The sequence below is a fragment of the Streptomyces sp. NPDC003720 genome, assembly GCF_042875075.1.
In the GTDB taxonomy this organism is placed as follows: domain Bacteria; phylum Actinomycetota; class Actinomycetes; order Streptomycetales; family Streptomycetaceae; genus Streptomyces.
Genome location: NZ_JBIANZ010000005.1, coordinates 290,500 through 316,522 on the forward strand (window position 1 = coordinate 290,500; position 26,023 = coordinate 316,522).

Genomic DNA, 26,023 nt, shown 5'->3' on the forward strand with positions numbered 1-26,023 from the left:
CGGCTGCGTCAAGCTGTATCAACCGGCCGGCGGGCGACTCTGACTGTCGGACACCGTCTCAGGGGGAGGACTCACCATGGCACCTCGGCGATTCCACGAGCAGTTCGACCACATCCAGCGCGCGATGCCCGGCACCGCGCTGGCCATGGGGCCGGACGACGCCGCGGAGTTCCTCTACGAGAAGGGCGTCGTCCTCGCCCGCGACGGCGAGGAGGCCCGGCTGGTCGAGGACACCGTGCGCGGCCACTTCACCGAGACGCGCGGCCTGGTCCCGGACCATGTGCGCCGGACCGGCCCGGCGGCCAACCGCACCGGCGTCACCCGGATCCGGGTCGGCGACCCCACCCTCGGCGAGGACGTCGTCCCGCACGCCCTGGGCGCCCTGCGCGAGGCCGAGGGCCGTCAGGGCCGCCGCCTGGTCAGCCGCAACCACGTCGTGCACATCGCGGTCAACGCCTGCCCCGGGGACGAACCCGTCCCCGCGCCGCGCGGCGCGCGGCCCAACCCCGGCCCGGTGGACGCCCCGTACGACCCGGACACCGCCGTCGGCGTCCTCGTCGTCGACACCGGCCTCGTGCACGACCACGGCTCCTATCCGCTGCTCGCCCACACCACCGGCGACCCGCAGGTCAGCGAGACCGGTCCGGACGGTGTGCTGCGGCAGTACGTCGGGCACGGCACGTTCATCGCCGGGATCGTCGCGGCCGTCGCCCCCAACACCGACGTCACCGTGCGCGGCACGCTCGCCGACGCGGGCGCCGTCCTGGAGTCGGAGTTCGGCGCCAGACTCTTCGAGGCCGTCGACCAGGGCGGCTGGCCCGACATCATCAGCCTCTCGGCCGGCACGTCCAACGGCCGCGCCGACGGCCTGCTCGGCCTCGACGCCTTCATGCGCGAACTGCGCGAGCAGGGCACCCTGCTGGTCGCCGCCGCGGGCAACAACGCCAGCGACAACCCGTTCTGGCCGGCCGCCTACGCCGCGCTGCCGGAGTACGAGGACTGCGTGCTGTCGGTCGGCGCGCTGCGCGGTGACGGCGAGTCGGGCGCCTGCTTCAGCAACCACGGCCCCTGGGTGCGGGTCTACGCCCCCGGCGAGCGCCTCACCAGCGCCCTCACCGGCTTCCGCGCACCCGTGCCGTACGTCTACCAGCACTCCACCTACGACGCCTGCCGGTACGACTGCGGGTACGTCTGCACCTGCCAGTACCCGCGGCACACCGGCGTGCTGAGCGAGGCGGGCGAGAGCGGCGCCGGCAAACCCGAGCAGGTGATGTTCGAAGGCCTCGCGCAGTGGAGCGGCACCTCCTTCGCCACCCCGGTCGTCGCCGGGCTCGTCGCCGCCCACATGACGGCGCACAAGGAGCGCGACCCCCGCGCGGCCCGCGCCCGACTGCTCGCGACCGTCACCGAGTCCGCCGAGGTGCGCGGGGCGCACGTACCGGTGCTCCGGCCGTCCACCTGGCGGCCGACCCCCGTCGCGATCCCGGTCCGGCCGGTATGAGGGCCGGAACGCTCACCTCCACGGCGTACGATGACGTGCCGTACACGAGGGGTGGAGCCGTGGACCGAACAGAGGTCGGCGCGCTGGTCCGGTCCGCGGTCGACGGCGACGCGGGGGCCTGGAAGGCGCTGGTGGAGGGACTGAGTCCGCTGGTGTGGTCGGTGGTGCGCGCGCACCGGCTCTCCGACGCCGACGCGCACGAGGTCTACCAGACCGTGTGGTTCCGCTTCGCCCAGCACCTCCACCGCCTCCGGGAACCGGACAAGGCGGGCTCCTGGCTCGCCAGCACCGCCCGCAACGAGTGCCTGAAGGTGCTCAAGGGGCTGGCCCGGCTGACCCTGACGGACGATCCGCAGGTGCTGGACCGGGCCAGCGAGGAACGGACCCCGGAGCAGTCGCTGATCGACTCCGAGGAGGAGGCCGCGCAGGCGGAGCGGATCCGCCGGCTCTGGCAGGAGTTCGAGGCGCTCGGCGAGCGGTGCCGGCAGTTGCTGCGGGTGCTGATGGCCTCGCCGCCGCCGAGCTATCTGGAGGTCTCGGCCGCGCTCGGCATCGCGGTCGGCAGCATCGGCCCGCTGCGCCAGCGCTGTCTGCGCCGGCTGCGGGCCCGGATGGACGCACGGGAGGCGGCATGAGCGGCGCCCACGACGACGCCTTCCCCGAGGAGGGCTTCGACGACGCCGGGTTCGACGACACCGGGATCGACGGGGACCTGCTGGAGGAGGAACTGCGCCGGGCGGCCGCCGCGCTGGACCCGGTCCCGGCCGAGCTGCGCCAGATCGCCCTGGGCGCCTACGCGCTGCACGACCTGGACGGCGACATCGCCGAGCTGACCTTCGACTCGCTGGTGGACGCGCTGCCCGTCAGGGGAATGCCGGACGCGCCGCGGATGCTGACCTTCCGAGCGGGCGGCCTGACCGTGGACGTCGAGGTCACCGGCGAGGGACTGATCGGCCAGGTGCTGCCCCCGGGCCCGGCCCGCGTCGAGGTCCTGGGCGGCCCCCTGGCGGCCCGCCCCGTCGCGGTCGACACCCTCGGCCGCTTCACCAGCGACACCCCGCCGGCCGGCCCGTTCGCCCTGCGGCTGCGCACCGGCGGCCAGGTCGTCGTCACGGAGTGGCTGCGGGCCTAGGGCCTGTCTGACGATTCCCGCCTGCCGCGCGACGCCATGCACGCACTCTCGCCGCACCGGCCCCAGACCCGAGTACGTCCAGTACGCGGCCCTGGAGCCGGCCCGCCGAGAGCACGCACCTGACGCCGCGCGGCCGCCCTTCGGGCGACGACGCGAATCGTCAGACAGACCCTAGGCCGTGTGCGGCCCGCGCACGCCGGTCACCATGTGACGGGCAGGGTGCGCGGGCCGCGGATCATCGTCTTGTGCCGCCACCGGACCTCGTCCGGCGGGACGGCGAGGCGCAGGGCGGGCAGCCGGTCCAGGAGGGTGTCGACGAGCAGCTCGGTCTGGAGCCGGGCGAGGACGGCGCCGGTGCAGTAGTGCGGGCCGTTGCCGAAGGCCAGGTGCGGGTTGGGGTGCCGGTCCGGGTCGATGCGGTCGGGGTCGGGGAAGACGGCCGGATCGCGGTTGGCGGCGAGGTAGGACACGTAGACCGGTTCACCCGCCGCGATCCGGTGGCCGGCGACCTCGACGTCCTCCAGGGCGATCCGGGCGAGCCCGACCGTGCTGCGGTGCGGGATGTGGCGCAGCAGTTCGTCCAGGACCGGGCCGCGCGCGTCGGGGCGGCTGCGGACGCGCTCCATCAGCTCCGGGCGGGTCAGCATCAGGAACAGCATCTGGCCGCAGTTGTGGGTGACCGCCTCGCCGCCGATCTGCAGCGGCCCGGCGAGACCGACGGCCTCCTCCTCGCTGATCTCGCCCCGGGACACGGCGGCGCCGAGCAGCGCGTAGACGTCCTCGTCCGTGCTGTGCGCGCGGGACCGGACGGCCGTGGTGATCCAGCCGTACAGGCCGGTCTTCGCGGCCTGGGCGGCCTCGGCGCCGCCGGAGGTGGAGATGATCTGCCGGGTCCAGGCGTGCACCTGCTCACGGTCGGCGGGCGGCACGCCCATGACCTCGCTGACGACCGTGATCGGGAACGGCTCCAGCACCCGCTCGACCAGGTCCGCGGGCGGCCCGTCCCGTACGACGCCGTCCACCAGCCCGTCCAGGATCCGCTGCGCGCGGGGCCGCAGCCGCTTCATGGCGCTCACCGTGAAGGCGCCGGCGACCGGCCTGCGCAGCCGGTTGTGCTCGGGCTGGTCGGCCCAGGCCAGCGAGCCCGGGCGGGGCGAGAAGTCCGGGGCGAGCCGGGTGACCTGACGGCGGGTCACCTCGGCGCGGCCGAAGCGCGGATCGTTGGTGATCAGCTTCACGTCCTCGTAGCGGGTGGCGAGCCACGCCCACCCCTCGCCGAACGGCAGCCGGACGCGGGTCAGCGGGCCCTCGCGCATGAGCCCGGCGAGGACCGGGTCGAAGTCCGTCCCGTCCAGGTCGAGCGGCAGCCAGTCCCGCACGGGCGGCGGCCAGTCCCGCTCGGGCGGTGCGGCCGGGCCGGTGAGCGTGATCTCCTCCGTCATGCCCACCACCTTCGTACGCGCCCCGCCCGGTGTCCTGCGGGAGTGCTCCAGCCGGAGGGCCCGCGCCCGCGCCGGGGCCGGCCGCGCGGCTAGACGGCGTCCACGAGCGCGGCCAGCGCCCCGGCCAGGTCCTCGACACCCGGTCCGGCGGGGCCGCCGGGCTCGGTCATGTAGGTGTCCCGGCGGATCTCCACCATCAGCGCGCTCACCCGCGCCTCGCGCCCGTAGTACTCCAGCGGCACGTAGGTCCCGCTGAACGGGCTGTCCAGCCCCGTCTCCCCGCACCCGGCGAACGCCCGCAGCGCCGCCTCGCGCAGCCGGGACGGCGTGTGGAAGGCGTCCGTGCCCAGGCACACGGGCGGCCGCGGACCGGCCCCGTGCAGCTCGTACGGCAGGGCCTCGCGCGGATAGGAGTGCACGTCGATCACGATCGCGCGCCCGGTCGCGGCCAGCCGTCCGGCGACCGCCTCGGTCATCGCGCGCGCGTACGGCCGGAAGTACCGCTCGACCAGCGGTCCGGGGTCGGTGTCCGCGGAGCGCAGCACTCCGCGGTGCGTGGTCGCGGTGTACACGGCCCCCATGCCCACGGCGAGCATCTCCTCCCGCTCGTCCGGGAACCGCTCGGGGTCCACGACCAGCCGGGACAGCCGGTTGACGAACCGCCAGGGGGTGACCCCGGCGAGGGCCGCCGCCCGCTCCGCGATCCGCGCGGTGTGCGCGTCGGTGATGTGGTCCAGTTCCCGCTCCAGCGCCGCGTCGTCCAGCACGATCCCCTCACGGACGTCGGCCGGTATCGCCCGCGACGAGTGCGGCACGTGCAGCAGCACGGGCGACTCGGCGGCGCCGGGCAGGAGTTCGAACGAGGGGGCGTACGGGGGCACGGGCTGCTCCATGGGCGTCGGCCGGACGGTGTGTGATCAAGGTGCCACACGGCACTGACAACGCCCTCCGCACCGGCTCCCGCCGGGCGGCGGACCGGGACGGACGCGCCGGCGCACCGGCTCCCGGCACGCCTCCGCCCCGGCCGGGGGGACCGGCCGGGGCGGAGGATCACTCGACGGTGCGGCTGGAGCGCCGCGCGCGTCAGCTCAGCGACGCGAGAGCCGAGTTCCAGGTGGCCGACGGGCGCATGACCGCGTCCGCCTTGGCCTTCTCCGGCTGGAAGTAGCCGCCGATGTCGGCCGGCTTGCCCTGCACGGCGATCAGCTCGTCGACGATCTTCTGCTCGTCGGCCGCGAGGGTCTCGGCGAGCGGGGCGAACGCCTTCGCCAGGTCGGCGTCGTCGCTCTGGCCGGCCAGCTCCTGCGCCCAGTACAGGGACAGGTAGAAGTGGCTGCCGCGGTTGTCGATGCCGCCGAGGCGACGGGTCGGGGACTTGTCCTCGTTGAGGAAGGTCGCCGTGGCGCGGTCGAGGGTGTCGGCGAGGACCTTGGCGCGGGTGTTGCCGGTGGCCGCCGCGTACTGCTCCAGGGACGGCACCAGGGCGAAGAACTCGCCCAGGGAGTCCCAGCGCAGGTAGTTCTCCTTGACGAGCTGCTGCACGTGCTTCGGCGCGGAGCCGCCGGCGCCGGTCTCGAACAGGCCGCCGCCCGCCATCAGCGGGACGACCGACAGCATCTTGGCGCTGGTGCCCAGCTCCAGGATCGGGAACAGGTCGGTCAGGTAGTCGCGCAGCACGTTGCCGGTGACCGAGATGGTGTTCTCGCCGCGGCGGATGCGCTCCACCGACAGCTTGGTGGCCTCGACCGGCGACAGGATCCGGATGTCCAGGCCCTCGGTGTCGTGCTCCGGCAGGTACTGCTCGACCTTGGCGATCAGGTTGGCGTCGTGGGCGCGGGTGGCGTCCAGCCAGAAGACGGCCGGGTCGCCGGTGGCGCGGGCGCGGGTGACGGCCAGCTTCACCCAGTCCTTGATCGGCGCGTCCTTGGTCTGGCAGGCGCGGAAGATGTCGCCGGCGGAGACCGCCTGCTCGATCACGACGTCACCGGCCTGGTCGACCAGGCGGACGGTGCCGGTGACCGGGATCTCGAAGGTCTTGTCGTGGCTGCCGTACTCCTCGGCCTTCTGCGCCATCAGACCGACGTTCGGGACCGAGCCCATGGTCGACGGGTCGTAGGCGCCGTTGGCGCGGCAGTCCTCGATCACGGCCTGGTAGACGCCGGCGTACGAGGAGTCCGGCAGCACCGCGAGGGTGTCGGCCTCCTGGCCGTCCGGGCCCCACATGTGACCGGAGGTGCGGATCATGGCCGGCATCGAGGCGTCGACGATGACGTCGGACGGCACGTGCAGGTTGGTGATGCCCTTGTCGGAGTCGACCATGGCCAGCGCCGGGCCCTCGGCCAGCTCGGCGTCGAAGGAGGCCTTGATCTCGGCGCCCTCGGGCAGCGACTCGATGCCCTTGAGGATGCCGCCCAGGCCGTCGTTCGGGGTCAGGCCGGCGGCGGCGAAGGTCTCGCCGTACTTCGCGAACGTCTTCGGGAAGAAGGCGCGCACCACGTGGCCGAAGACGATCGGGTCGGAGACCTTCATCATCGTGGCCTTCAGGTGCACGGAGAACAGGACGCCCTCCTCCTTGGCCCGGGCGACCTGCGCGGTCAGGAACTCGCGCAGCGCGCCGACGCGCATCACGGAGGCGTCGACGACCTCGCCCGCGAGGACCGGCACCGACTCGCGCAGCACGGTGGTCGAGCCGTCGTCGCCCTTGAGCTCGATGCGCAGGGCGCCGGCCTCGGAGATCACCACGGACTTCTCCGTGGAGCGGAAGTCGTCCACGCCCATCGTCGCCACGTTGGTCTTGGAGTCGGAGCTCCAGGCGCCCATGCGGTGCGGGTGGGTCTTGGCGTAGTTCTTCACGGAGGCGGGGGCGCGTCGGTCGGAGTTGCCCTCGCGCAGGACCGGGTTCACCGCCGAGCCCTTGATCTTGTCGTACCGGGCGCGGATCTCGCGCTCCTCGTCCGACTTGGGGTCGTCCGGGTAGTCCGGCAGCGCGTAGCCCTTGCCCTGCAGCTCGGCGACGGCGGCCTTGAGCTGCGGGATGGACGCCGAGATGTTCGGCAGCTTGATGATGTTGGCGGCGGGCGTCTTGGCCAGCTCGCCCAGCTCGCTCAGCGCGTCGGGGATGCGCTGGTCCTCGTTCAGGTACTCCGGGAAGACGGCGATGATGCGCCCGGCCAGCGAGATGTCGCGGGTCTCCACGGGCACACCGGCCTGCGAGGCGTACGCCTGGATCACCGGCAGGAACGAGTGCGTCGCGAGGGCCGGGGCCTCGTCTGTGTAGGTGTAGATGATGGTCGAGTCAGTCACCGGGTGCTCCGCTCCACGTCTGCAACATTGCTCGACATCAAGATATCTCGTGACCGGGTCCGGCTCGACAGGGGTCCCGGCCGGAAATTCGTGCCGCCCGGGTGCAACCGATCCCGCCTTCATGTGGTCATGACAAGCGATCACCGCTGACCACGCGTGATCGCCTCCGACCGGCGGCCGGAACCGACCACCCGGCCGCCCGAACGAAAGCGGACCATGAGATATCGCACCCGAGTGACGGCCCCCGCGGCCGCCCTGATCGGCACGGCCGCGGCGCTGACGACGGGCTCCCCGGCCCAGGCCCGCCCCTCCGGCCCCGGCGCGACGGCGCACGGGGCGGCCCGCACGGCGGCCGCCCCCGGCCCCGAGACCCTCGACGACCCCGTGTTCCCCACCCTCGGCAACAAGGGCTACCGCGCCACGTCCTACCACCTGGACCTGGCCTACGACGCCACCGCCAGGACGGTCGACGCCACGGCCACCGTGCGCATACGCGCCGACCGCCCGCTCAGCCGCTTCTCGCTGGACGCCCTCGGCCTCGACATCCGGAGCGTGTCCGTCGACGGCGCCGCCGCCTCCTTCGCGCAGGCCGACGAGAAGCTGCGCGTCACGCCCGCCAGGACCCTGCGGCCGGGCGCGTCGGCCACCGTGACCGTGGCCTACTCCGCCGACCCGCGCCGCGCCCTCGCCCACACCGCCTGGGTGCCCACCCCCGACGGCTTCGCGACCTGCCCGCAGCCGAACTCCGCGCACACCGTCTTCCCGTGCAACGACCACCCCTCGGACAAGGCGCACTTCACCTTCCGCCTCACGGTCCCGAACGGCCTGCGCGCGGTGGCGAACGGGCTGCTCACCGGCACCGAGACGCTCAGCGGCGACCGCACGGCGTACTCGTACCGCTCGGCCTCCCCGATGGCCACCGAGCTGGTGCAGATCACCGTCGGCGACTACGTGGTCAAGGACCGCCAGGGCCCGCATGGCCTGCCGCTGCGCGATGTCGTGCCCGCCGCCCGCGCCGCAGCCCTGGAACCGGCGCTCGCCCTCACCCCCGGCCTGGTGACCTGGCTGGAGGACCGGCTGGGCGCCTACCCGTTCGAGACGTACGGCCTGCTGCCGTGCAACTCCGACGACCCCGCGGCCTTCGACTTCACCGGCCTGGAGACGCAGACCCTCACCCTGTACAAGCCGAACTTTTTGCTCCAGCCGGAGCGGAGCATCGGCTCGCACATGATGCACGAGCTGGTCCACTCCTGGTTCGGCAACCTGGTCAGCCCCGCCACCTGGGCCGACCTGTGGCTGAACGAGGGCCACGCGGACTTCTACGGGCTGCTCTACCGCTACGAGCGCGGCTGGGCCGACTCCCTCGGCCTGACCACCATGGAAGCCCGGATGAAGGACACCTACGCGCGCGGCGACCAGTGGCGCCACGACTCCGGCCCGGTGGCCGCCCCGAACGAGACCAACCTCTTCGACAGCCAGCGCTACCTGGGCGGCGTCCTCGTGCTGTACGCATTCCGGCAGCTCGTCGGCGAGCAGGTGTTCACCGCCGTCGAGCGCGCCTTCCTGGAGCGCTTCCGCGACTGCTCGGCGAGCACCGCCGACTACATCGACGTCGCCTCCGAGGTCTCCGGGCAGGACCAGTCCGGCTTCCTGCGCGACTGGCTCTACGGGACGAAGACCCCGCGGATGCCCGGCCACCCCGACTGGACGGTGAACCCGGTCGCCTCGTCCTTCGCGGCCCCGCACAGCAGGCGCGGCGGCCACTGGCACGAGAACTCGGCCACGCTCTGATCAGCCGTGGCGGGCGGCGCCCGGCCCGGCGCCGCCCGCCACCTCGCGCTCGATCCACCGGCAGATCACGTCCACGACGTACACCTGCTCGGCGCGGCTCAGCTCCCGCCCGCGGGGAATCCCGTGCCGGCGCTGGAGGCAGTTCCGGCAGCACGTCGCGGTGGCGTGCTGGGCGACGAACACCGGATGCCCCCGGTACGGCGTCTGCCGCCCGTCCTTGCGCGGCCGCGCCGGGGCCAGCCGCTCGGCGACCAGGTCGAAGGCGTGCCACCGGATGGTCGCCGGTCCCTTCTCGCCGGCGATGGCCAGCTCCCGGCCGCGCAGGTGGAACCTCGCCCGGAACGGCTCGCGCGCGATCGCGTCGAGCCGTTCGTCGAGGGAGCGGGCGGCCGGGTCCGGCGGCGGAGAGGTCATGGCCCTTCGAGGATATGCCGACCGCCGCCCCCGGGGCCTACTCGGAGACGGCCGGCGCCGGCTCCTCAACGCTGCGCTGCTGCGGTATCACCACCGCGCCCTGCTGCAGGGCCACCGTCCTGACCGGGGACGGGATGCGGATGCCCTCCGCGCGGTAGCGGCGGTGCAGGCTCTTGATGAACTCGTGCTTGATGCGGTACTGGTCGCTGAACTCGCCCACGCCCAGGATCACCGTGAAGCCGATGCGCGAGTCGCCGAAGGTGTGGAAGCGGATCGCGGGCTCGTGGTCCGGAACGGCGCCGGCGACCCCGGTCATCGTCTCGGCGATCACCTCGTGGGTGACGCGCTCGACGTGGTCCAGGTCGCTGTCATAGCTCACGCCCACCTGCACCAGGATCGTCAACTGCTGCTCGGGACGCGTGTAGTTGGTCATGTTGGTCTTCGCGAGCTGGCCGTTGGGGATGACGACCAGGTTGTTGGAGAGCTGACGGACCGTCGTCTGGCGCCAGTTGATGTCCACCACATAGCCCTCCTCGCCGCTGCTGAGCCGGATGTAGTCGCCCGGCTGCACGGTCTTGGAGGCGAGGATGTGGATGCCCGCGAAGAGGTTGGCGAGGGTGTCCTGCAGGGCCAGCGCGACGGCCAGGCCGCCGACGCCCAAGGCGGTGAGCAGGGGCGCGATGGACACGCCGAGCGTCTGCAGCACCACCAGGAAGCCGATCGCCAGCACCAGCACCCGGGTGATGTTCACGAAGATGGTGGCCGAACCGGCCACGCCCGAGCGGGACTGGGTCACCGACTGGACCAGGCCCGCGATCACCCGGGCCGCGGACACCGTCACCACGAGGATCAACCACACCTCCAGGAACTGGTCGGTGTGGTGCCGGACGGTCCGGGTGAGCGGCAGCACCGCGGCGGCCGCCGCCGCGCCGCCCGCGATCGCCGCCCACGGCACGACGGAGCGCAGCGCGTCCACGATGACGTCGTCACCGCTCCAGCGGGTCCGCTTCGCGTGCTTGGCCAGCCAGCGCAGCACCGTGCGGGACAGGAAGGCCAGCAGCAGCCCCGCGGCCGCGGCGATGCCGGCGAGGACCAGGTCGTGCATGGTCAGCGCACGGTTCACCGGTCACCTCCGGGGCGCGAAGATGCGGTGCGGAGCCTGGAGTGAAGTCTCGTCACGTTGCCACCTGCTCGATGTCCGTACATGTGCGATCGCGCCGGCCGCCGATGTCGTCGGCGGGCGGCGCGATCGTTCATCCTGCCGTATCCGGCGGCCCGGTCGGCACCGGGAGGGCGCGGATCAGACGATGCCCTCGGGGAGTTCGGCTTGATCGCGGACGCGGTGCGCGGGGCAACGGCCCTCCCCGGGGCGGTGGTCGAGGATCAGCCACAAGGTCGGCGGTCACTGTCGGGGTGTCGTCCGCGCCGTGCCGTCGATGTCAGATCTCTGCGACGCGCAGTTGTTCACCGGGGGGGGCGATCCGGCCGCCACCCGCCGGACGCGTCGAGCCGGACCCCGCGGTGCCGCACCCTGCCGTGCCCGGGGCCACCGGGCCGGCCGGTCCCGCCGGCCCCGGCCCCGGAGCCCTCAGAGCTCCGTGAAGGACCCGTGCCGCCCCGCGCCGCCCGCGAACCGCGCCGCGCCCTCGAGGCCCTCGGCCAGCACGGCGACGCCGTGGCGGAGTTCACCGCGCATCGCCGTCTCCTCGGCCAGCCCGTCCTGGTCCAGCGCCGAGGCCCGGTCCCCGCGCAGACACGCCTGCGGGAACCGGGCGATGGCCGCCGCGAGTTCCTCGGCCTCGGCCCGGGCGCGGCCCGTGGGCACCACACGGTTGGCGAGGCCGATGTCGTGGGCCTCGCGGGCCGGGACCGGGCGGCCGGTCAGGATCATGTCCATGGCCCTGCTGGTGCCGATCAGCCGGGGCAGCCGTACCGTCCCGCCGTCGATCAGCGGGACGCCCCAGCGGCGGCAGAACACCCCGAAGACGGCGTCCTCCTCGGCGACCCGCAGATCGCACCACAGCGCCAGTTCGAGGCCGCCCGCGACGGCGTGCCCCGCGACGGCCGCGATCACCGGCTTCGACAGCCGCATCCGGGTCGGCCCCATCGGACCGTCACCGTTCTCCGCGACCCGGTTGCCCCGCTCCGTGCCGACCGCCTTCAGGTCGGCGCCCGCGCAGAACGTGCCCCCCTCGCCCCACAGCACCGCCACCCGGGCGTCGTCGTCGGCCTCGAAGGCCCGGAAGGCGTCGGCGAGCGCGGCGGCCGTCGGCCCGTCGACCGCGTTGCGCGCCTCGGGACGGGACAGGACGACCGTGGTGACGTGCTCCCTGCGCTCCACGCGGACCGGCACGGTGGTGCTCCTCTTCGGGGGACGGCGGGGGCGGCGGTTCGAAGGGCCACTCTGCCTCAGATGACCTTCAGCCGCACCAGCGCCCCCAACGTCACCGCCCCCGGCACCAGCGGCAGCCACACGGTGATGACGCGGTAGGCCAGCACCACCGCCGTGGCCACCGCCGCCGGGCCGCCCGCCGCGACCAGCGCCACGATCAGCGCCGCCTCCACCGAGCCGATCCCGCCCGGCGTCGGCACCAGCGCCACCGCGACCGTCGCCGCGAGATACGCCAGCGCCATGTGCGCCGGCGGCACCGGCAGGTCCAGCGCCCGGCCCACCGCGGCGAGACCGGCCGCCTGACAGGCCGGGAACGCCAGCGAGCCGCCCCACAGGGCCAGCGCCCGGGCCGGCCGCGTGTGCACCGACCGCGCCTCACCCAGCGCGTCCCGCAGGAAGGCGCACACGGCCGGGCGCAGCCGCCCCACGAAGGCCAGCGCGGCCGCGAGCAGCACCAGCGTGCCCGCGACGGCCGGTACCAGCGCGGAGCCGCCGGACAGCAGCGGCGGCCCGGAGCCCGCGGGCAGCAGCGTGCCCGGCCGCAGCGCGTCGGGGAAGGCGACCAGCAGCGCGGCCAGCAGGCCCAGCCGGCCCACGCTCTCCGCCAGCAGGTACAGGGCCAGCGCAGCCGAGGAGCGGGCCGGCGGCACCCCGCACACCGTCATGAAGCGCAGGTTCACCGCGCTCGCGCCGAGCCCCGTCGGCAGCAGGTGGTTGGCCGCGCCCGCCGCGAACTGGGTCACCAGCAGCCGCTTCTTCGGCAGCGGCTGCACCACCGCGCCCTGCCGGGTGCACGCGGCCGCCACCCAGGTCAGGCAGGTCGCGGCGGCCGCCGCCAGGAGCCACGGCCAGGAGGCGGTGCGCAACTGGCCGAAGCCCTCGGCGAGCACCGAGCGGTGCCGCACCGCGGCCACGGCGACCAGCACGAGCGGCACCGCGCACAGGGCGTGCCGGACCGGGAAGCGCCGGGGGAAGCGGCCCCGGGGGACGTCGGGGAATCGAAGCGCTGTCACACCGGAAGAGGTTCTCCGCGCCGCGTCAACGGCGGGTGGCGCGGGCGCGGACGGCGGCTTACGGACGGGCAGCGGATGGGCGGGAGGAGGCACGGAACCCTCAGGTCGCGGGGCAGTCGGTGCGGACGACGAGGCGCGGACGTTGACCTCAACGACGCTTGAGGTTCTACGTTCTCTTCCATGAGCATGGAGACCACCGCCTGGACGCAGCTGCACAGCGTCATGAACGCACAGGCCGACCGCCGCCCCTTCGCCCGCGCCACGCTGCGCCGTATCGCCGCGTTCGCCCGCCCGCACCGCGCGGGCATCGTCCGCTTCGTCCTGCTCGGGGTGGTGACGGCACTGCTGGCCGTGGCCACCCCCGTGCTCGCCGGCCATGTCGTCGACGCGATCGTGGCGGGCCACGACTCCGGGGCCGTCGTACGGCTCTCCCTGCTGATCGCGCTGGTCGCGCTCGCTGAGGCGGGGCTGGGCGTCCTCGGCCGGCGCCTGTCGTCGACGCTCGGGGAGGGACTCATCCTCGACCTGCGCACGGCTGTGTTCGATCATGTGCAGCGCATGCCGGTCGCGTTCTTCACCCGCACCCGTACGGGAGCGCTGGTCAGCCGTCTCAACAACGACGTCATCGGCGCCCAGCGGGCGTTCGCCAACACCCTCTCGGGCGTGGTGACCAACCTCGTCACCCTGCTGCTCACGCTCGCGGTGATGCTCACCCTGTCCTGGCAGATCACCCTGCTCGCGCTGGTGCTGCTGCCGGTGTTCGTGCTGCCCGCCCGCCGCATGGGCAGCCGCATGGCCCGGATGCAGCGGGAGGCCGCGGCCCTCAACGCGGCCATGGGCACCCGGATGACCGAGCGCTTCTCCGCGCCCGGCGCCACCCTGGTCAAGCTGTTCGGCCGCCCGGAGGAGGAGTCGGCGGAGTTCGCGGCCCGCGCCCGCCGGGTGCGCGACATCGGGGTGCGCACGGCCACCGCCCAGTCGGTGTTCATCACCAGCCTCACCCTGGTCTCCGCCCTCGCCCTGGCCCTCGTCTACGGCCTCGGCGGCTGGTTCGCGCTGCACGGCACCCTGGAGGCCGGCGCCGTCGTCTCCCTCGCCCTGCTGCTCACCCGGCTCTACGCCCCGCTCACCTCGCTCGCCGGGGCCCGCGTCGAGGTGATGTCCGCCCTGGTCAGCTTCGAGCGGGTCTTCGAGGTGCTCGACCTGAAGCCGCTCATCGAGGAGAAGCCGGACGCGGCCGAGGTGCCGGACGGGCCGGTCGCGGTCGAGTTCGACGACGTCCGCTTCGCCTACCCGTCCGCCGACCAGGTCTCCCTCGCCTCGCTCGAGGAGGTCGCCGCCCTGGACACCCGCGGCGGCACCGAGGTCCTGCACGGCGTCTCCTTCCGCGCCGAACCCGGTCAGACCGTCGCCCTGGTCGGCTCCTCGGGCGCCGGCAAGTCCACCATCGCGCAGCTGCTGCCGCGCCTCTACGACGTCGACTCCGGTGCGGTGCGGATCGGCGGGGCCGACGTGCGCGACCTGAGCGCCGCCTCGCTGCGGGCCACCCTCGGCATGGTCACCCAGGACGGCCACCTCTTCCACGACACCGTCCGCGCCAACCTGCTGCTCGCCCGGCCGGACGCCCCGGACGAGGAACTGTGGGACGCGCTCGGCCGCGCCCGGCTCGCCGAGGTGGTGCGCTCCCTGCCGGACGGTCTCGACACGGTCGTCGGCGAGCGCGGCTACCGGCTCTCCGGCGGCGAACGCCAGCGCATGACCATCGCCCGGCTGCTGCTGGCCCGCCAGCGCGTGGTCATCCTCGACGAGGCCACCGCCCACCTGGACAACACCTCCGAGGCGGCCGTGCAGGAGGCCCTCACCGAGGCCCTGGAGGGCCGTACCGCCGTGGTGATCGCGCACCGGCTGTCCACGGTGCGGGCCGCCGACCAGATCCTGGTCGTGGAGGCCGGCCGGATCGTGGAACGGGGCACGCACGAGGAACTGCTCGCCGTCGACGGGCGGTACGCGGAACTGCACCGCACCCAGTTCGCCCGGCGGGACGGCGAGGTGCCGGCCGTCTGAGGGCGTTCCCCACGGCCGGCCGGCCGGCCGTGCGTCGCGGCGGCCGGCCCCGGTCCCGGCCGGACCGCCGCCGGGGTCCGCGGGGGCGCTGGAGTGGCCGGGACGTGTGAGGCGTCGCAGCCTGGATACGCGGTGTGCACGGACACCACGGCCCGTCCGGAAGGCCCTCCTTGCCATGACCAGTGAAAACCGGCCCGACCCGCACTCGGAGATCACCCTGCGGGTGAACGGCAAACCCCACACCCTGCTCGTCGACCACCGGCGGGTCCTGCTGGACCTGCTCCGCGAGGACCTCGGGCTCACCGGCTCCAAGAAGGGGTGCGACCACGGTCAGTGCGGCGCCTGCACCGTCCTGGTCGACGGGCGCCGCGTCAACGGCTGCCTGCTGCTCGCCGTCACCCTCGACGGCAGCGAGGTCACCACCGTCGAAGGCCTCGGCGGCGACGGGGAGGAACCGCACCCCCTGCAGCGGGCCTTCCTCGAACGCGACGCCTTCCAGTGCGGCTACTGCACCCCCGGGCAGATCTGCTCCGCCGTGGGCATGCTCGCCGAGGCCGCCGCCGGCCACCCCTCCCACGTCACCGACCCGGCCGAGCCCTCCGGCCGGCCCGTGCCGCTGGACCGGACCGAGATCCGCGAGCGGCTCAGCGGCAACCTGTGCAGGTGCGGCGCCTATCCGCGCATCGTCGAAGCGGTGGAGGACGTGATCGGGTGAAAGGCTTCGAATACCTCAGGCCCACCGGCGTCCAGGAGGCCGTCGAGGCCCACGCGGCGCACCCCGGCGCCCGCTACCTCGCCGGCGGCACCAACCTCGTCGACCTGATGAAGCTCGGCGTGGAGACCCCCGGCGTCCTCATCGACGTGGGCCGGCTGCCGCTGGACGCGGTGGAGGAACTGCCGGACGGCGCGCTGCGCGTCGGCGCCACCGTCCGCAACAGCGACCTCGCCGCCCACCCGCTCGTCCGCGACCGCTACCCGGTGCTCTCCCAGGCCCTCCTCGCGGGCGCCTCCGGCCAGCTCCGCAACGCCGCCACCACCGGCGGCAACCTGCTCCAGCGCACCCGCTGCCCGTACTTCCAGGACCTGGACAAGCCCTGCAACAAGCGCGAGCCCGGCAGCGGCTGCGGCGCCCGCGACGGCGTCCACCGCGACCACGCCGTGCTCGGCCACTCCCCGCACTGCATCGCCACCCACCCCTCCGACATGGCCGTCGCCCTCGCCGCCCTCGACGCCCGGGTCGAGCTGTACGGCGCCGAGGGCGGACGCAGCATCCCGGTGGCCGACTTCCACCGGCTGCCCGGAATGCGCCCGGAGCGGGACACCGAGATCCGACCCGGTGAGCTGATCACCGGCGTGCTGCTCCCGGCCGCCCGGGCCGGGGCGCCCTCCGCCTACCGCAAGGCCCGCGACCGGGCCTCGTACGCCTTCGCCCTGGCCTCCGTGGCCGTCGTCCTGCGCGTCGCGGACGGCGTCGTGGACCAAGTGGGCCTCGCCTTCGGCGGCCTCGCCCACCGGCCCTGGCGGGCCCACCACGCGGAGACGGCCCTGCTGGGCGCGGCCGCGACCCCCGAGGCCTTCGAGGGCGCCGTCGCCCTGGAACTGGAGCGCGCCGAGCCGTTGCGCGACAACGCCTACAAGGTGCCCCTCGCCCGCAACCTCGCACTGGACGTCCTGAACCGCCTGGCCCCCGCCCCCGCGACGGCCTGACCCCCTCGGACCCGGCCGACCCCAGGAGAACCCGATGGCGCACGACCCACTGGAGCACGGCGGCCCGCTGCCCGGGACCGGACTGCCGCACGACGACCCGATGGCCGCCACCGGGCTGCCCCGGGACGACCCGCTGTCCGGCACCGGTCTGCCGCACCACGACCCGATGGCCGCCGCCGGCGCGGCCAGGGACGACGCGCTGTCCGGGACGGGCCTGCCGCACGACGACCCCCTCACCCGCACCGCCTCCGCCGACCCGGCCGAGGCAGGCGGGGAGCGGCAGCCCCGGACCGGCGCCCTGGACCGGGACCCCCACCCCACCCCGCGCACCGGCACCGCCCTCGGGGCGCCCGCGGGGCGGCGGGAAGGGCGCGAGAAGGTCACCGGGAACGCCCGGTACGCCGCCGAGTACCCGGTGCCCGGCCGCGCCTACGCCTGGCCCGTGCCCGCCGCCGTGGCCCGGGGCCGGGTCACCGGCGTGGACACCGCGGCCGCCCTTGCGCTGCCAGGCGTCCTCGCCGTGCTGACCCCCGGCGACGCCCCGCGCCTCGGCGAGACGGACGACGCGACGCTCGCCGTCCTGCAGAACCGGCACGTGCCGCACCGGGGCTGGTGCGTCGGCCTGGCCGTCGCCGAGACCCTCGAGGCGGCCCGTGCCGCCGCCCGGGCCGTCCGCGTCCACTACGCCGCCGAGCATCACGACGTCGTGCTCCGCCCCGACCACCCGGACGCCTACGAGCCCGAAGGGGGCGCTCAGCCGGGCCGCCTCGAACACGGCGACCCGTACGGCGCCTTCGCCGCCGCCGACGTCCGCCTGGACACCGAGTACCGGGTGCCGCCCCTGCACAACCACCCCATGGAACCGCACGCGAGCACCGCGCACTGGGACGGCGACCGGCTGACCGTGTACACCTCCAGCCAGGGCAGCACGACCGTCCAGTCCGTGCTCGCCGGTCTCTTCGACCTGCCCGAGGAGCACGTCACCGTGGTGGCCGAGCACGTCGGCGGCGGCTTCGGCTCCAAGGGCACCCCGCGCCCCGACGTCGTCCTCGCCGCCATGGCCGCACGGCACATCGGCCGGCCGGTCACGGTGGCCTACCCCCGCCGGTACATGCCCACCGTCGTCGGCCACCGGGCCCCCACCCTGCACCGGCTGCGCCTCGGCGCCACCGCCGACGGACACCTCACCGCGGTGCTGCACGAGGTCACCACGCACACCTCGCACGTCAGGGAGTTCGTGGAGCAGGCCGCGGTGCCGTCCCGCGTCATGTACACCGCCCCGCACCTGCTCAGCTCCCACCGGGTGGTGCCGCTGGACGTCCCCAGCCCGTCCTGGATGCGCGCCCCCGGCGAGGCCCCCGGCATGTACGCCCTGGAGTCGGCGGTCGACGAACTCGCCGGGGCCCTCGGCGCGGACCCTGTCGAGCTGCGGATCCGCAACGAGCCGGAGAGGGAACCCGGCAGCGGCAAGCCGTTCAGCAGCCGGCACCTCGCCGAGTGCCTGCGCGAGGGGGCCCGCCGCTTCGGCTGGGACCGGCGCGACCCGCGCCCGCGCTCCCGGACCGAGGGCGCACTGCTCATCGGCACCGGAGTGGCCGCGGCGACCTACCCGGTCATGATCCGGCCGTCGACCGCCACCGCCCAGGCCCTGCCCGACGGCACCTTCGTCATCAGGGTGAACGCGGCCGACATCGGCACCGGCGCGCGCACCGTCCTCGCCCAGGTCGCCGCCGACGCCCTCGGCGCGCCCCTGGACCGGGTGCGCACCGAGGTGGGCCGCAGCGACCTGCCCCCGGCGTCGCTGGCCGGCGACTCCTCCGGCACCGCGTCCTGGGGCTGGGCCGTGCACGAGGCGTGCGCCGGTCTGGCGACCCGGCTCGCCGAACACACGGGCCCGCTGCCCGCCGACGGCCTCCTGGTCCGTTCCGACACCGCCGGCCGGGCGGACGCCGACTGCCCGTACGCCCGGCACGCCTTCGGCGCCCACTTCGCCGAGGTCGCCGTCGACACCGTCACCGGCGAGGTGCGGGCCCGCAGGATGCTCGGCGTCTTCGCCGCCGGGCGGATCCTCAACGCCCGCACCGCGCGCTCGCAGTTCGTCGGCGGCATGATCATGGGCCTGGGCATGGCACTGACCGAGGGCAGCACCATGGACGCCGCGTTCGGCGACTTCACCGAGGCCGACCTCGCCTCGTACCACGTGCCCGCCCACGCCGACGTCCCGCACATCGAGGCCGACTGGATCGAGGAGGACGACCCGCACCTCAACCCCATGGGCAGCAAGGGCATCGGCGAGATCGGCATCGTCGGCACCGCCGCCGCCCTCGGCAACGCCGTCCACCACGCCACCGGGATCCGGTTCCGCGAACTGCCCCTCACCCCGGACCGGATCCTCGCCGGCCTGCTGTCCGAACGGTGACCGCCACGGCGAAGGACACCGGAAGGGGGACCGAGGTGCCGGGACTGCTGTGGGAGTACGACGGGTACGACCCCGCGGAGGAACGCCTGCGGGAGTCCCTGTGCACCCTGGGCAACGGCTGCTTCGCCACCCGCGGCGCGCTGCCCGAGTGCGCCGCGGACGCCGTGCACTACCCCGGGACCTACGCGGCCGGCATCTACAACCGGCTCGCCTCCGACGTCGCCGGCCGCCGGGTCGACAACGAGGACATGGTCAACCTCCCCGACTGGCTGCCGCTGCGCATCCGCCCGGACGGCCACGACTGGCTCGGCCCCGACACCACCCCGGTCGCCGAGCATCGGCAGATCCTGCACCTGGACCCCGGCGTGCTGGAGCGCCGCACCAGGTACCGGCTGGACGGCGGCGGCACGCTCCTCGTGCGCCAGCTCCGCCTGGTCCACATGGGCGACCCGCACCTCGCCGCCCTGCGCACGGACGTCACCGCCGAGGACTGGACCGGCGAACTCGACGTCGAGGCCGCGCTCGACGGCGGCGTCACCAACTCCGGGGTGGCCCGCTACCGCGACCTCGACGGCCGCCACCTCACCCGGATCGAGACCGGCAGCGCCGAGTCGGGCGCGATGTGGCTGCGCTGCCGCACCCGCACCTCGGACATCGCCGTCGGACTCGCCTGCCGGCTGACCGCCGACGCCCCGGCGACCGACGCGCACGAGCCGACCCGGGCCGTACGGCGGCTGCGCCTGGCCCTCGCGCCCGGCCGCACGGTCACCGTCGACAAGTGCGTCGCCCTGCACACCTCGCACGACCCCGCCATCAGCGACCCGCTGTGGGCCGCCGTCGACCGGGCCGAGAACGCGCCCGCCTTCGACGAGCTGCTCTCCTCGCACGCCACGGCCTGGGAACAGCTCTGGCGGCGCGCGGAACTCGACGTCCCCGGCGAGCCGGGCAGCATCCTGCGCCTGCACCTCTTCCACGTGCTGCAGTGCCTCTCCCCGCACACCGCCGACCTCGACGTGGGCGTCCCCGCCCGCGGACTGCACGGCGAGGCGTACCGGGGGCACGTGTTCTGGGACGAGCTGTTCGTGCTGCCGTACCTGAACCTCCACCTGCCCGAGGTCTCCCGGGCGCTGCTCCACTACCGCCACCGCCGCCTCGACGCGGCCGTCCACGCGGCCCACGAGGCCGGCCGGCGCGGCGCCCTGTACCCGTGGCAGAGCGGCAGCGACGGCCGGGAGGAGACCCAGGAGCTGCACCTCAACCCCCGCTCGGGGCGCTGGCTGCCGGACCACTCCCGGCTGCAGCGGCACGTCGGCTCGGCCGTCGCCTACAACGTCTGGCAGTACTGCGAGGCCACCGGCGACACCGACTTCCTGCACACCGAGGGCGCCGAGATGCTGCTCCAGATCGCCCGCTTCTGGGCCGACTCGGCCACCTACGACGAACACCTCGGCCGGCACCGCATCCTGGGCGTGGTCGGCCCCGACGAGTACCACGACGCCTACCCCGACGCCGCCGCGCCCGGCCTGGACGACAACGCGTACACGAACGTCACCGCGGCCTGGGTGCTGCTGCGCGCCCTGGGCCTGCTGCGCGGCCTGCCCGAGCCGCGCCGCCTCGAACTGGCCGAGGGCATCGGCCTGGAACAGGACGAACTGGCCCGCTGGGAGGAGGTCTCCCGCACCCTCCACGTGCCCTACCACGACGGCGTGATCAGCCAGTTCGAGGGCTACGGCGATCTCGCCGAACTGGACTGGGAGGCCTACCGGGTACGGTACGGCGACATCCGGCGCCTCGACCGGATCCTGGAGGCGGAGGGCGACACCGTCAACCGCTACCGGGCGTCGAAGCAGGCCGACGTGCTGATGCTCGGCTACCTGTTCTCGCCCACCGAACTGCAGTCCCTGTTCCGGCGGCTGGGGCACCGCCTGGACGAGGACATCTGGGCCGCGACGGTCGACCACTACCTGCACCGCACCTCCCACGGCTCCACCCTGAGCGGCCTCGTGCACGGCTGGATCCTGGCCCGCGCCCGCCGCGCCGACGCCTGGGGCTTCGTCCAGGAGGCCCTGCGCGGCGACATCGCCGACGTCCAGGGCGGCACCACCGGCGAGGGCATCCACCTGGGCGCCATGGCCGGCACCCTCGACCTCGTGCAGCGCTGCCTCACCGGCCTGGAGACCCGCGACGGCGCCCTCTGGCTCGACCCGGTGCCGCTGCCGGAACTCTCCTCCTACGGCTTCTCCCTGCGCTACCAGGGCCACTGGGGCGTCCGGCTGCGCCTGCGCGCGGGCCTGCTGGAGGCCACGGTGCCGTCCGCGTCCGGCCGGCCGCCCATCGACTTCCGGCTGCAGGACCGGGTGGTCCGGGTCGGGCCGGGGGAGAGGGTGCGCATGCGGCTGCCGGAATGACCGGCGCACGCGACGCCGCCGGCTTCTCGACGGCCGCGGCTCCGAGGGGCCAGGATGCCCTGGGGCCCGGGCCCCGCGGGACGGGACGGGACGGCACGAGAGGGCAGGGGACGAGGAGATGCGGGACATGGGCGCGGCCGGGCGGCCCGGGCCACGAGCCGGCGACGGACAGGAGCCGCTGCGCGCGCTCGCGGTGGACGACGAGGAACCCGCGCTGGAGGAACTGCTCTACCTGCTCGGCGAGGACGAGCGGATCGGCAGCGTCGTGCCCGCCCTGGACGCGGCGGGGGCGGTGCGCCTGCTGGAGCGGGCCTTCGCGGCCGGGCCCGGCGCCCCGGACGCCTTCGACGTCGTCTTCCTCGACATCAACATGCCGGGTCTGAGCGGCCTGGAGCTCGCCGGACTGCTCGCCGGCCACCCGAACCCGCCGCTGATCGTCTTCGTCACCGCCCACGAGGACTTCGCGCTGCGGGCGTTCGACCTCAAGGCGGTGGACTACCTGCTCAAGCCGCTGCGCAAGGAGCGCTTCGCGGAGGCGGTACGGCGCGTCGCCGAACTGACCCGGGCCGGGCAGGGCCCCCGGCCGCCCCGGCTCCCGGCGGACGGCCCCGCCCCGGCCGGCGCCCCCGGCGACCAGGTCCCCGTGGAACTCGGCGGGGTGACCCGGTTCGTCCCCGTCGCCGACATCACCTACGTCGAGGCACAGGGCGACTACGCCCGCCTGCACACCCCGCACGGCAGCCACCTGGTGCGCGTCCCGCTCACCACCCTGGAGGAGCAGTGGCGCTCGCGCGGGTTCGTCCGCATCCACCGCAGCCGCCTGGTGGCCCTCGGCCGCATCGAGGAACTCCGCCTGGACGGCGGCAACCTGACCGTCCGGATCGGCGACCGCGTCCTCGCCGTGAGCCGCCGCAACGCCCGGGAACTGCGGGACCTGCTGGCCGCCCGGGCCCAGGGCGCGGTACGCGGACGACGGTGACGCCGCCCGGCGTCCCGGGCGCCGGCGAAGCGGCCGTGGCGGCCCTGTGGCGATCCTCGTCCGGTACCTACCTGACCGCCCCGGCGCTGCGTACACTCGCCGCAACAAGGTGATCACCGCGGCGTCGGGGAGTGCGTGATGGGTGCCGAATCCGTCCCTCGCAGAGAGGTGGTCACCGGACGGCCCCGCACCGACCGCGCCGGCCTCCCCCCGCCCCGTGCCGCGATCCCGCCCGGCGGCCGCCCCGCCGCCCCGGACGACGACGCCCCCGTACGGAACCTGATGCGCCGTCAGCTGCGCGCCGCCCTCGCCGCGACGGCCCTGCTCGCCCTCTCCCTGGGACTGCTCCCGGTCCTCCTGCGGGTCCTCCTCGCCGGCGGCGCCGGGCACGACGTGCCGCTCGCGGTCTGGCTGCTGCTGGGCGTGGCGCCGTACCCCGTCCTGCTGTGCACGGGAGCCTGGTACGTACGCCGTGCGGAGCGCAACGAGGGCGGCGTGACCGGGCGTTGAACCAGACGTACGGAATCGCCGGAGTGTCGGCCGTGGTACTCGCCACGGTGCTCGTCGGCGCGCTGGGCCTGCGCATCTCGCGCACCACCTCCGACTTCTACGTCGCCTCGCGCAGCGTCCCGCCGCGGCTCAACGCCTTCGCCGTCAGCGGCGAGTACCTGTCCGCCGCCTCCTTCCTCGGCGTCGCCGGACTCGTCCTCGCCCAGGGCGCCGACATGCTCTGGTTCCCCATCGGCTACACCGCCGGCTTCCTGGTGCTGCTCGCCTTCGTCGCCGCCCCGCTGCGCCGCTCCGGCGCCTACACCCTGCCGGACTTCGCCGAGGCACGCCTGGAGTCCCGCGCCGTGCGGCGGATCGCCGGCGTGCTCGTCGTCGGCGTCGGCTGGCTCTACCTGCTGCCCCAACTGCGCGGCGCCGGGCTGATCCTGCGGCTGCTCACCGGCGCGCCCGGCTGGTTCGGCGGCCTGGTCGTGGCCGCCGTGGTCACCGTGGCGGTGGCCGCGGGCGGCATGCGCAGCATCACCTTCGTCCAGGCGTTCCAGTACTGGCTGAAGCTCACCGCCCTGCTGGTGCCGGCCGTGTTCCTGCTCATCGCCTGGCGCGCCGACCGGGCCCCGGCCCCCGCCTGGGACGAGCGGCCCGTCTTCCAGCGCTCCACACGCGTCGCCTGCGACCGGCCGCTGACCCTCACCGTCCAGGAACCGGTGCGCGTCACCGTCAGCGGAACCGTCGACGGACGCCCCCTCGACGGCGGACCGCTCACCCTCGGCGCGGGCACCCACCGCGTCGCCCCCGGCACCGCCCTGACCTTCCCGGCCGGCGCCCCCGTGCCGCTGCCCGGCGACGGCGGTCCCGGCACCGCCCCCTCCGGCTGGGCGCAGCCGCTGTCGGCCGGCCGCGAACAGCACGGCTTGTACGCCACCTACGGGCTGATCCTCGCCACCTTCCTCGGCACCATGGGACTGCCGCACGTCGTCGTCCGCTTCTACACCAACCCCGACGGCCGGGCCGCCCGCCGCACCACCGTCGTCGTCCTCGGCCTGCTCGGCGCCTTCTACCTGCTGGTCCCGCTCTACGGCGTGCTCGGCCGGCTCTACGCGCCCGACCTGCTGCTGACCGGCGACACCGACGCGGCGGTGCTCGTCCTGCCGCAGCGGCTGATCGGCGGGCTCGGCGGCGACCTGCTCGGCGCCCTGGTCGCGGGCGGCGCCTGCGCGGCGTTCCTGTCCACCGTGTCCGGACTCACCATGTCCGTCGCCGGGGTGCTCGCCCAGGACGTGCTGCCGACCCTCGGCATCCGCAACTTCCGGCTCGCTACCCTGCCCGCCATCGCGGTGCCCACCGCCGCCGGCGCCGTCGTCACCGACCTCCCGGTGGCCGACGCGGTCGGCCTCGCCTTCGCCGTGTCCGCTTCCTCGTTCTGCCCGCTGTTGCTCCTCGGCATCTGGTGGCGCGGCCTCACCCCGCCCGGCGCGGTCGCGGGGCTCCTCCTCGGCGGCGGATCCGCCCTCACCGCGGTGACCGTGACCATCGCCGGCGGGGCGAGGTCCGGCCCCCTGCACACCCTGCTGGCCTGGCCGGCCGTCTGGTCGGTCCCCGTGGGCTTCGCGGCCATGGTGCTGATCTCCCTGGCCACCCGGCACCGCGTCCCGGCGACCGCGGCGGCCACGATGGCCAGGCTCCACCTGCCCGAGCCGCCGAGCGCCCCGGTCGGCGCCCCGGGCGCCGGTCCGCGGCGGTCGCGGGGGCGCCGTCCGTGACCGCGCTCGGCACCGTCGTCCTCGCCGTGGCCGCCCTCGGGCTGTTCGCCCTGGGCGCCGCCCTCGGTCACGCCGCGGCCCGCCGGCAGCAGGAGAACCAGGCCGGCGTCGGCACCCCCGTGGAGCGTGCCACCTTCCACACCCTGCACACCGCCTCGCTCGCCGCACCGCCCCTGCGCGCCGGCCTCACCCCGGACACCGCCCGCAAGGCGGCCCGCCGGCTGCGGCCGCTGCTCGGCACGGTCGCCCTCGCCCTCGCCGACGAGGAGGCCGTACTCGCCTGGGACGGCGCCGGCGACCACCACCGGGCCGCGGCCGCGGCCCACCTCGCCCACGCCACGCGCACCCGGACGTTCACGCTGACCTGCCCCGACGCCCGCTGCCCCGTCCGCTGGGGAGTGATGGTCCCGCTGACGGTCGACGGCCGGCCCGCCGGCGCCCTGGCCGCCTTCGCCGGCCACGAGTCCGCCGTGGTCGTCCGGGCCGCCGAGGAGGTGGCCCGCTGGGTCTCGGTCCAGCTCGAACTCGTCGACCTGGACCGGGCGCGCTCCAGCGTGATCGAGGCCGAGATCAAGGCCCTGCGCGCCCAGATCTCCCCGCACTTCATCTACAACTCCCTGGCCTCCATCGCCTCGTTCGTCCGCACCGACCCCGAGCGCGCCCGCGAACTGCTGCTGGAGTTCGCGGACTTCACGCGCTACTCGTTCCGCCGGAACGGCGACTTCACCACGCTCGCCGAGGAACTGCGCTCGATCGAGCAGTACCTCGAACTCGCCCGCGCCCGGTTCGGCAGACGCCTGGAGGTGACCCTGCGAATCGCCCCCGAGGTCCTGCCCGTCACCCTGCCGTTCCTCTGCCTGCAGCCCCTCGTGGAGAACGCGCTCAAACACGGTCTCGAGGAGTCCGTGGACCGAGGCCGGATCACCATCACCGCCGAGGACGAGGGCACCGAGGCCCGGGTCGTCATCGAGGACGACGGCGTCGGCATGGACCCGCAGCGCCTGCGCGACCTGCTGCGCGGCCGGGGCGGCCCGTCCGCCGGTATAGGCCTGAGCAACGTGGACATGCGGCTGCGCCAGGTCTACGGCGACGACCACGGCCTCGTCATCGAGACCGGCCTCGGCGCCGGCACGAAGATCACCGTCCGGCTCCCCAAGTTCCACCCGGGCTCGGCCCGCTGACGTGAAA

The 26,023-nt window shown here is 74.6% G+C and carries 20 protein-coding genes; 13 read left to right on the forward strand and 7 right to left on the reverse strand.

Features of this window, described 5'->3' with window-relative positions; genetic code table 11:
- The first annotated feature begins 76 nt into the window (after positions 1-76).
- Genes ACFYU0_RS15905 through ACFYU0_RS15915 form a run of 3 tightly spaced genes read left to right on the forward strand, consistent with a single transcriptional unit; the run spans position 77 to position 2,633 of the window.
- On the forward strand, positions 77-1,501 hold the full coding sequence (locus ACFYU0_RS15905) for a S8/S53 family peptidase (protein WP_389301359.1): 1,425 nt from the start codon (positions 77-79) through the stop codon (positions 1,499-1,501).
- A complete protein-coding gene (locus ACFYU0_RS15910; RefSeq protein WP_351668407.1) occupies positions 1,498-2,136 on the forward strand; it encodes a sigma-70 family RNA polymerase sigma factor in 639 nt (212 codons plus the stop codon). The genes ACFYU0_RS15905 and ACFYU0_RS15910 overlap by 4 nt, the downstream gene beginning before the upstream one ends.
- Positions 2,133-2,633: a hypothetical protein gene (locus ACFYU0_RS15915; protein WP_351668408.1), complete on the forward strand. Its 501-nt coding sequence runs from the start codon at positions 2,133-2,135 to the stop codon at positions 2,631-2,633. Before ACFYU0_RS15910 ends, ACFYU0_RS15915 begins: the two co-directional genes overlap by 4 nt.
- 200 nt (positions 2,634-2,833) lie before the next feature.
- On the opposite strand, the gene ACFYU0_RS15920 is transcribed toward ACFYU0_RS15915, so the two are convergent.
- From ACFYU0_RS15920 to ACFYU0_RS15930, 3 genes are all read right to left on the reverse strand, one after another.
- The gene (locus ACFYU0_RS15920) at positions 2,834-4,075 is read right to left on the reverse strand and encodes a cytochrome P450 (protein ID WP_389301363.1); all 1,242 of its coding nucleotides are present in this window, start codon (positions 4,073-4,075) and stop codon (positions 2,834-2,836) included.
- An 89-nt stretch (positions 4,076-4,164) separates the two neighbouring features.
- The gene (locus tag ACFYU0_RS15925; protein WP_389301366.1) at positions 4,165-4,956 is read right to left on the reverse strand and encodes an N-formylglutamate amidohydrolase; all 792 of its coding nucleotides are present in this window, start codon (positions 4,954-4,956) and stop codon (positions 4,165-4,167) included.
- Positions 4,957-5,158: 202 nt separating this feature from the next.
- On the reverse strand, positions 5,159-7,378 hold the full coding sequence (locus tag ACFYU0_RS15930) for an NADP-dependent isocitrate dehydrogenase (RefSeq protein ID WP_351668125.1): 2,220 nt from the start codon (positions 7,376-7,378) through the stop codon (positions 5,159-5,161).
- Between the two features lie 234 nt (positions 7,379-7,612).
- Between ACFYU0_RS15930 and ACFYU0_RS15935 the strand changes: the two genes are divergently transcribed.
- Positions 7,613-9,169: a M1 family metallopeptidase gene (locus ACFYU0_RS15935; RefSeq protein ID WP_389301370.1), complete on the forward strand. Its 1,557-nt coding sequence runs from the start codon at positions 7,613-7,615 to the stop codon at positions 9,167-9,169.
- Here ACFYU0_RS15935 and ACFYU0_RS15940 read toward each other — a convergent pair whose 3' ends face one another.
- The 4 genes from ACFYU0_RS15940 to ACFYU0_RS15955 form a co-directional block, all read right to left on the reverse strand.
- Positions 9,170-9,583, reverse strand: a complete 414-nt coding sequence (locus tag ACFYU0_RS15940; protein ID WP_351668121.1) for a DUF4186 domain-containing protein — start codon at positions 9,581-9,583, stop codon at positions 9,170-9,172.
- A gap of 37 nt (positions 9,584-9,620) precedes the next feature.
- Positions 9,621-10,706, reverse strand: a complete 1,086-nt coding sequence (locus ACFYU0_RS15945; protein WP_389301373.1) for a mechanosensitive ion channel family protein — start codon at positions 10,704-10,706, stop codon at positions 9,621-9,623.
- Between the two features lie 465 nt (positions 10,707-11,171).
- On the reverse strand, positions 11,172-11,936 hold the full coding sequence (locus tag ACFYU0_RS15950; RefSeq protein ID WP_389301376.1) for a crotonase/enoyl-CoA hydratase family protein: 765 nt from the start codon (positions 11,934-11,936) through the stop codon (positions 11,172-11,174).
- A 56-nt stretch (positions 11,937-11,992) separates the two neighbouring features.
- A complete protein-coding gene (locus ACFYU0_RS15955) occupies positions 11,993-12,988 on the reverse strand; it encodes a YbhN family protein (RefSeq protein WP_389301379.1) in 996 nt (331 codons plus the stop codon).
- Between the two features lie 186 nt (positions 12,989-13,174).
- On the opposite strand from ACFYU0_RS15955, the gene ACFYU0_RS15960 reads away from it, so the two are divergent.
- The 9 genes from ACFYU0_RS15960 (at position 13,175) to ACFYU0_RS16000 (ending at position 26,016) form a co-directional block, all read left to right on the forward strand.
- Positions 13,175-15,052, forward strand: a complete 1,878-nt coding sequence (locus ACFYU0_RS15960; protein WP_351668137.1) for an ABC transporter ATP-binding protein — start codon at positions 13,175-13,177, stop codon at positions 15,050-15,052.
- A 175-nt stretch (positions 15,053-15,227) separates the two neighbouring features.
- Positions 15,228-15,767 (forward strand): 2Fe-2S iron-sulfur cluster-binding protein, encoded by a 540-nt coding sequence (locus ACFYU0_RS15965; protein ID WP_351668113.1) that lies wholly within the window; start codon positions 15,228-15,230, stop codon positions 15,765-15,767.
- The gene (locus ACFYU0_RS15970) at positions 15,764-16,759 is read left to right on the forward strand and encodes a xanthine dehydrogenase family protein subunit M (protein WP_351668111.1); all 996 of its coding nucleotides are present in this window, start codon (positions 15,764-15,766) and stop codon (positions 16,757-16,759) included. Before ACFYU0_RS15965 ends, ACFYU0_RS15970 begins: the two co-directional genes overlap by 4 nt.
- A 34-nt stretch (positions 16,760-16,793) precedes the next feature.
- Positions 16,794-19,178 carry a xanthine dehydrogenase family protein molybdopterin-binding subunit gene (locus ACFYU0_RS15975; protein ID WP_389301382.1) on the forward strand — a complete coding sequence of 795 codons (2,385 nt, stop codon included), beginning with the start codon at positions 16,794-16,796 and terminating at the stop codon, positions 19,176-19,178.
- 35 nt (positions 19,179-19,213) lie between these two features.
- Positions 19,214-21,586 (forward strand): glycoside hydrolase family 65 protein, encoded by a 2,373-nt coding sequence (locus ACFYU0_RS15980; protein ID WP_389301917.1) that lies wholly within the window; start codon positions 19,214-19,216, stop codon positions 21,584-21,586.
- Between the two features lie 127 nt (positions 21,587-21,713).
- Complete coding sequence (locus tag ACFYU0_RS15985; RefSeq protein WP_351668107.1) at positions 21,714-22,565, forward strand: LytTR family DNA-binding domain-containing protein; 852 nt, start codon at positions 21,714-21,716, stop codon at positions 22,563-22,565.
- Positions 22,566-22,703: 138 nt separating this feature from the next.
- The gene (locus ACFYU0_RS15990) at positions 22,704-23,075 is read left to right on the forward strand and encodes a hypothetical protein (RefSeq protein WP_389301384.1); all 372 of its coding nucleotides are present in this window, start codon (positions 22,704-22,706) and stop codon (positions 23,073-23,075) included.
- On the forward strand, positions 23,072-24,835 hold the full coding sequence (locus ACFYU0_RS15995; protein ID WP_389301387.1) for a cation acetate symporter: 1,764 nt from the start codon (positions 23,072-23,074) through the stop codon (positions 24,833-24,835). The genes ACFYU0_RS15990 and ACFYU0_RS15995 overlap by 4 nt, the downstream gene beginning before the upstream one ends.
- Positions 24,832-26,016 (forward strand): sensor histidine kinase, encoded by a 1,185-nt coding sequence (locus ACFYU0_RS16000; RefSeq protein ID WP_389301390.1) that lies wholly within the window; start codon positions 24,832-24,834, stop codon positions 26,014-26,016. Before ACFYU0_RS15995 ends, ACFYU0_RS16000 begins: the two co-directional genes overlap by 4 nt.
- Positions 26,017-26,023 lie beyond the last annotated feature (7 nt).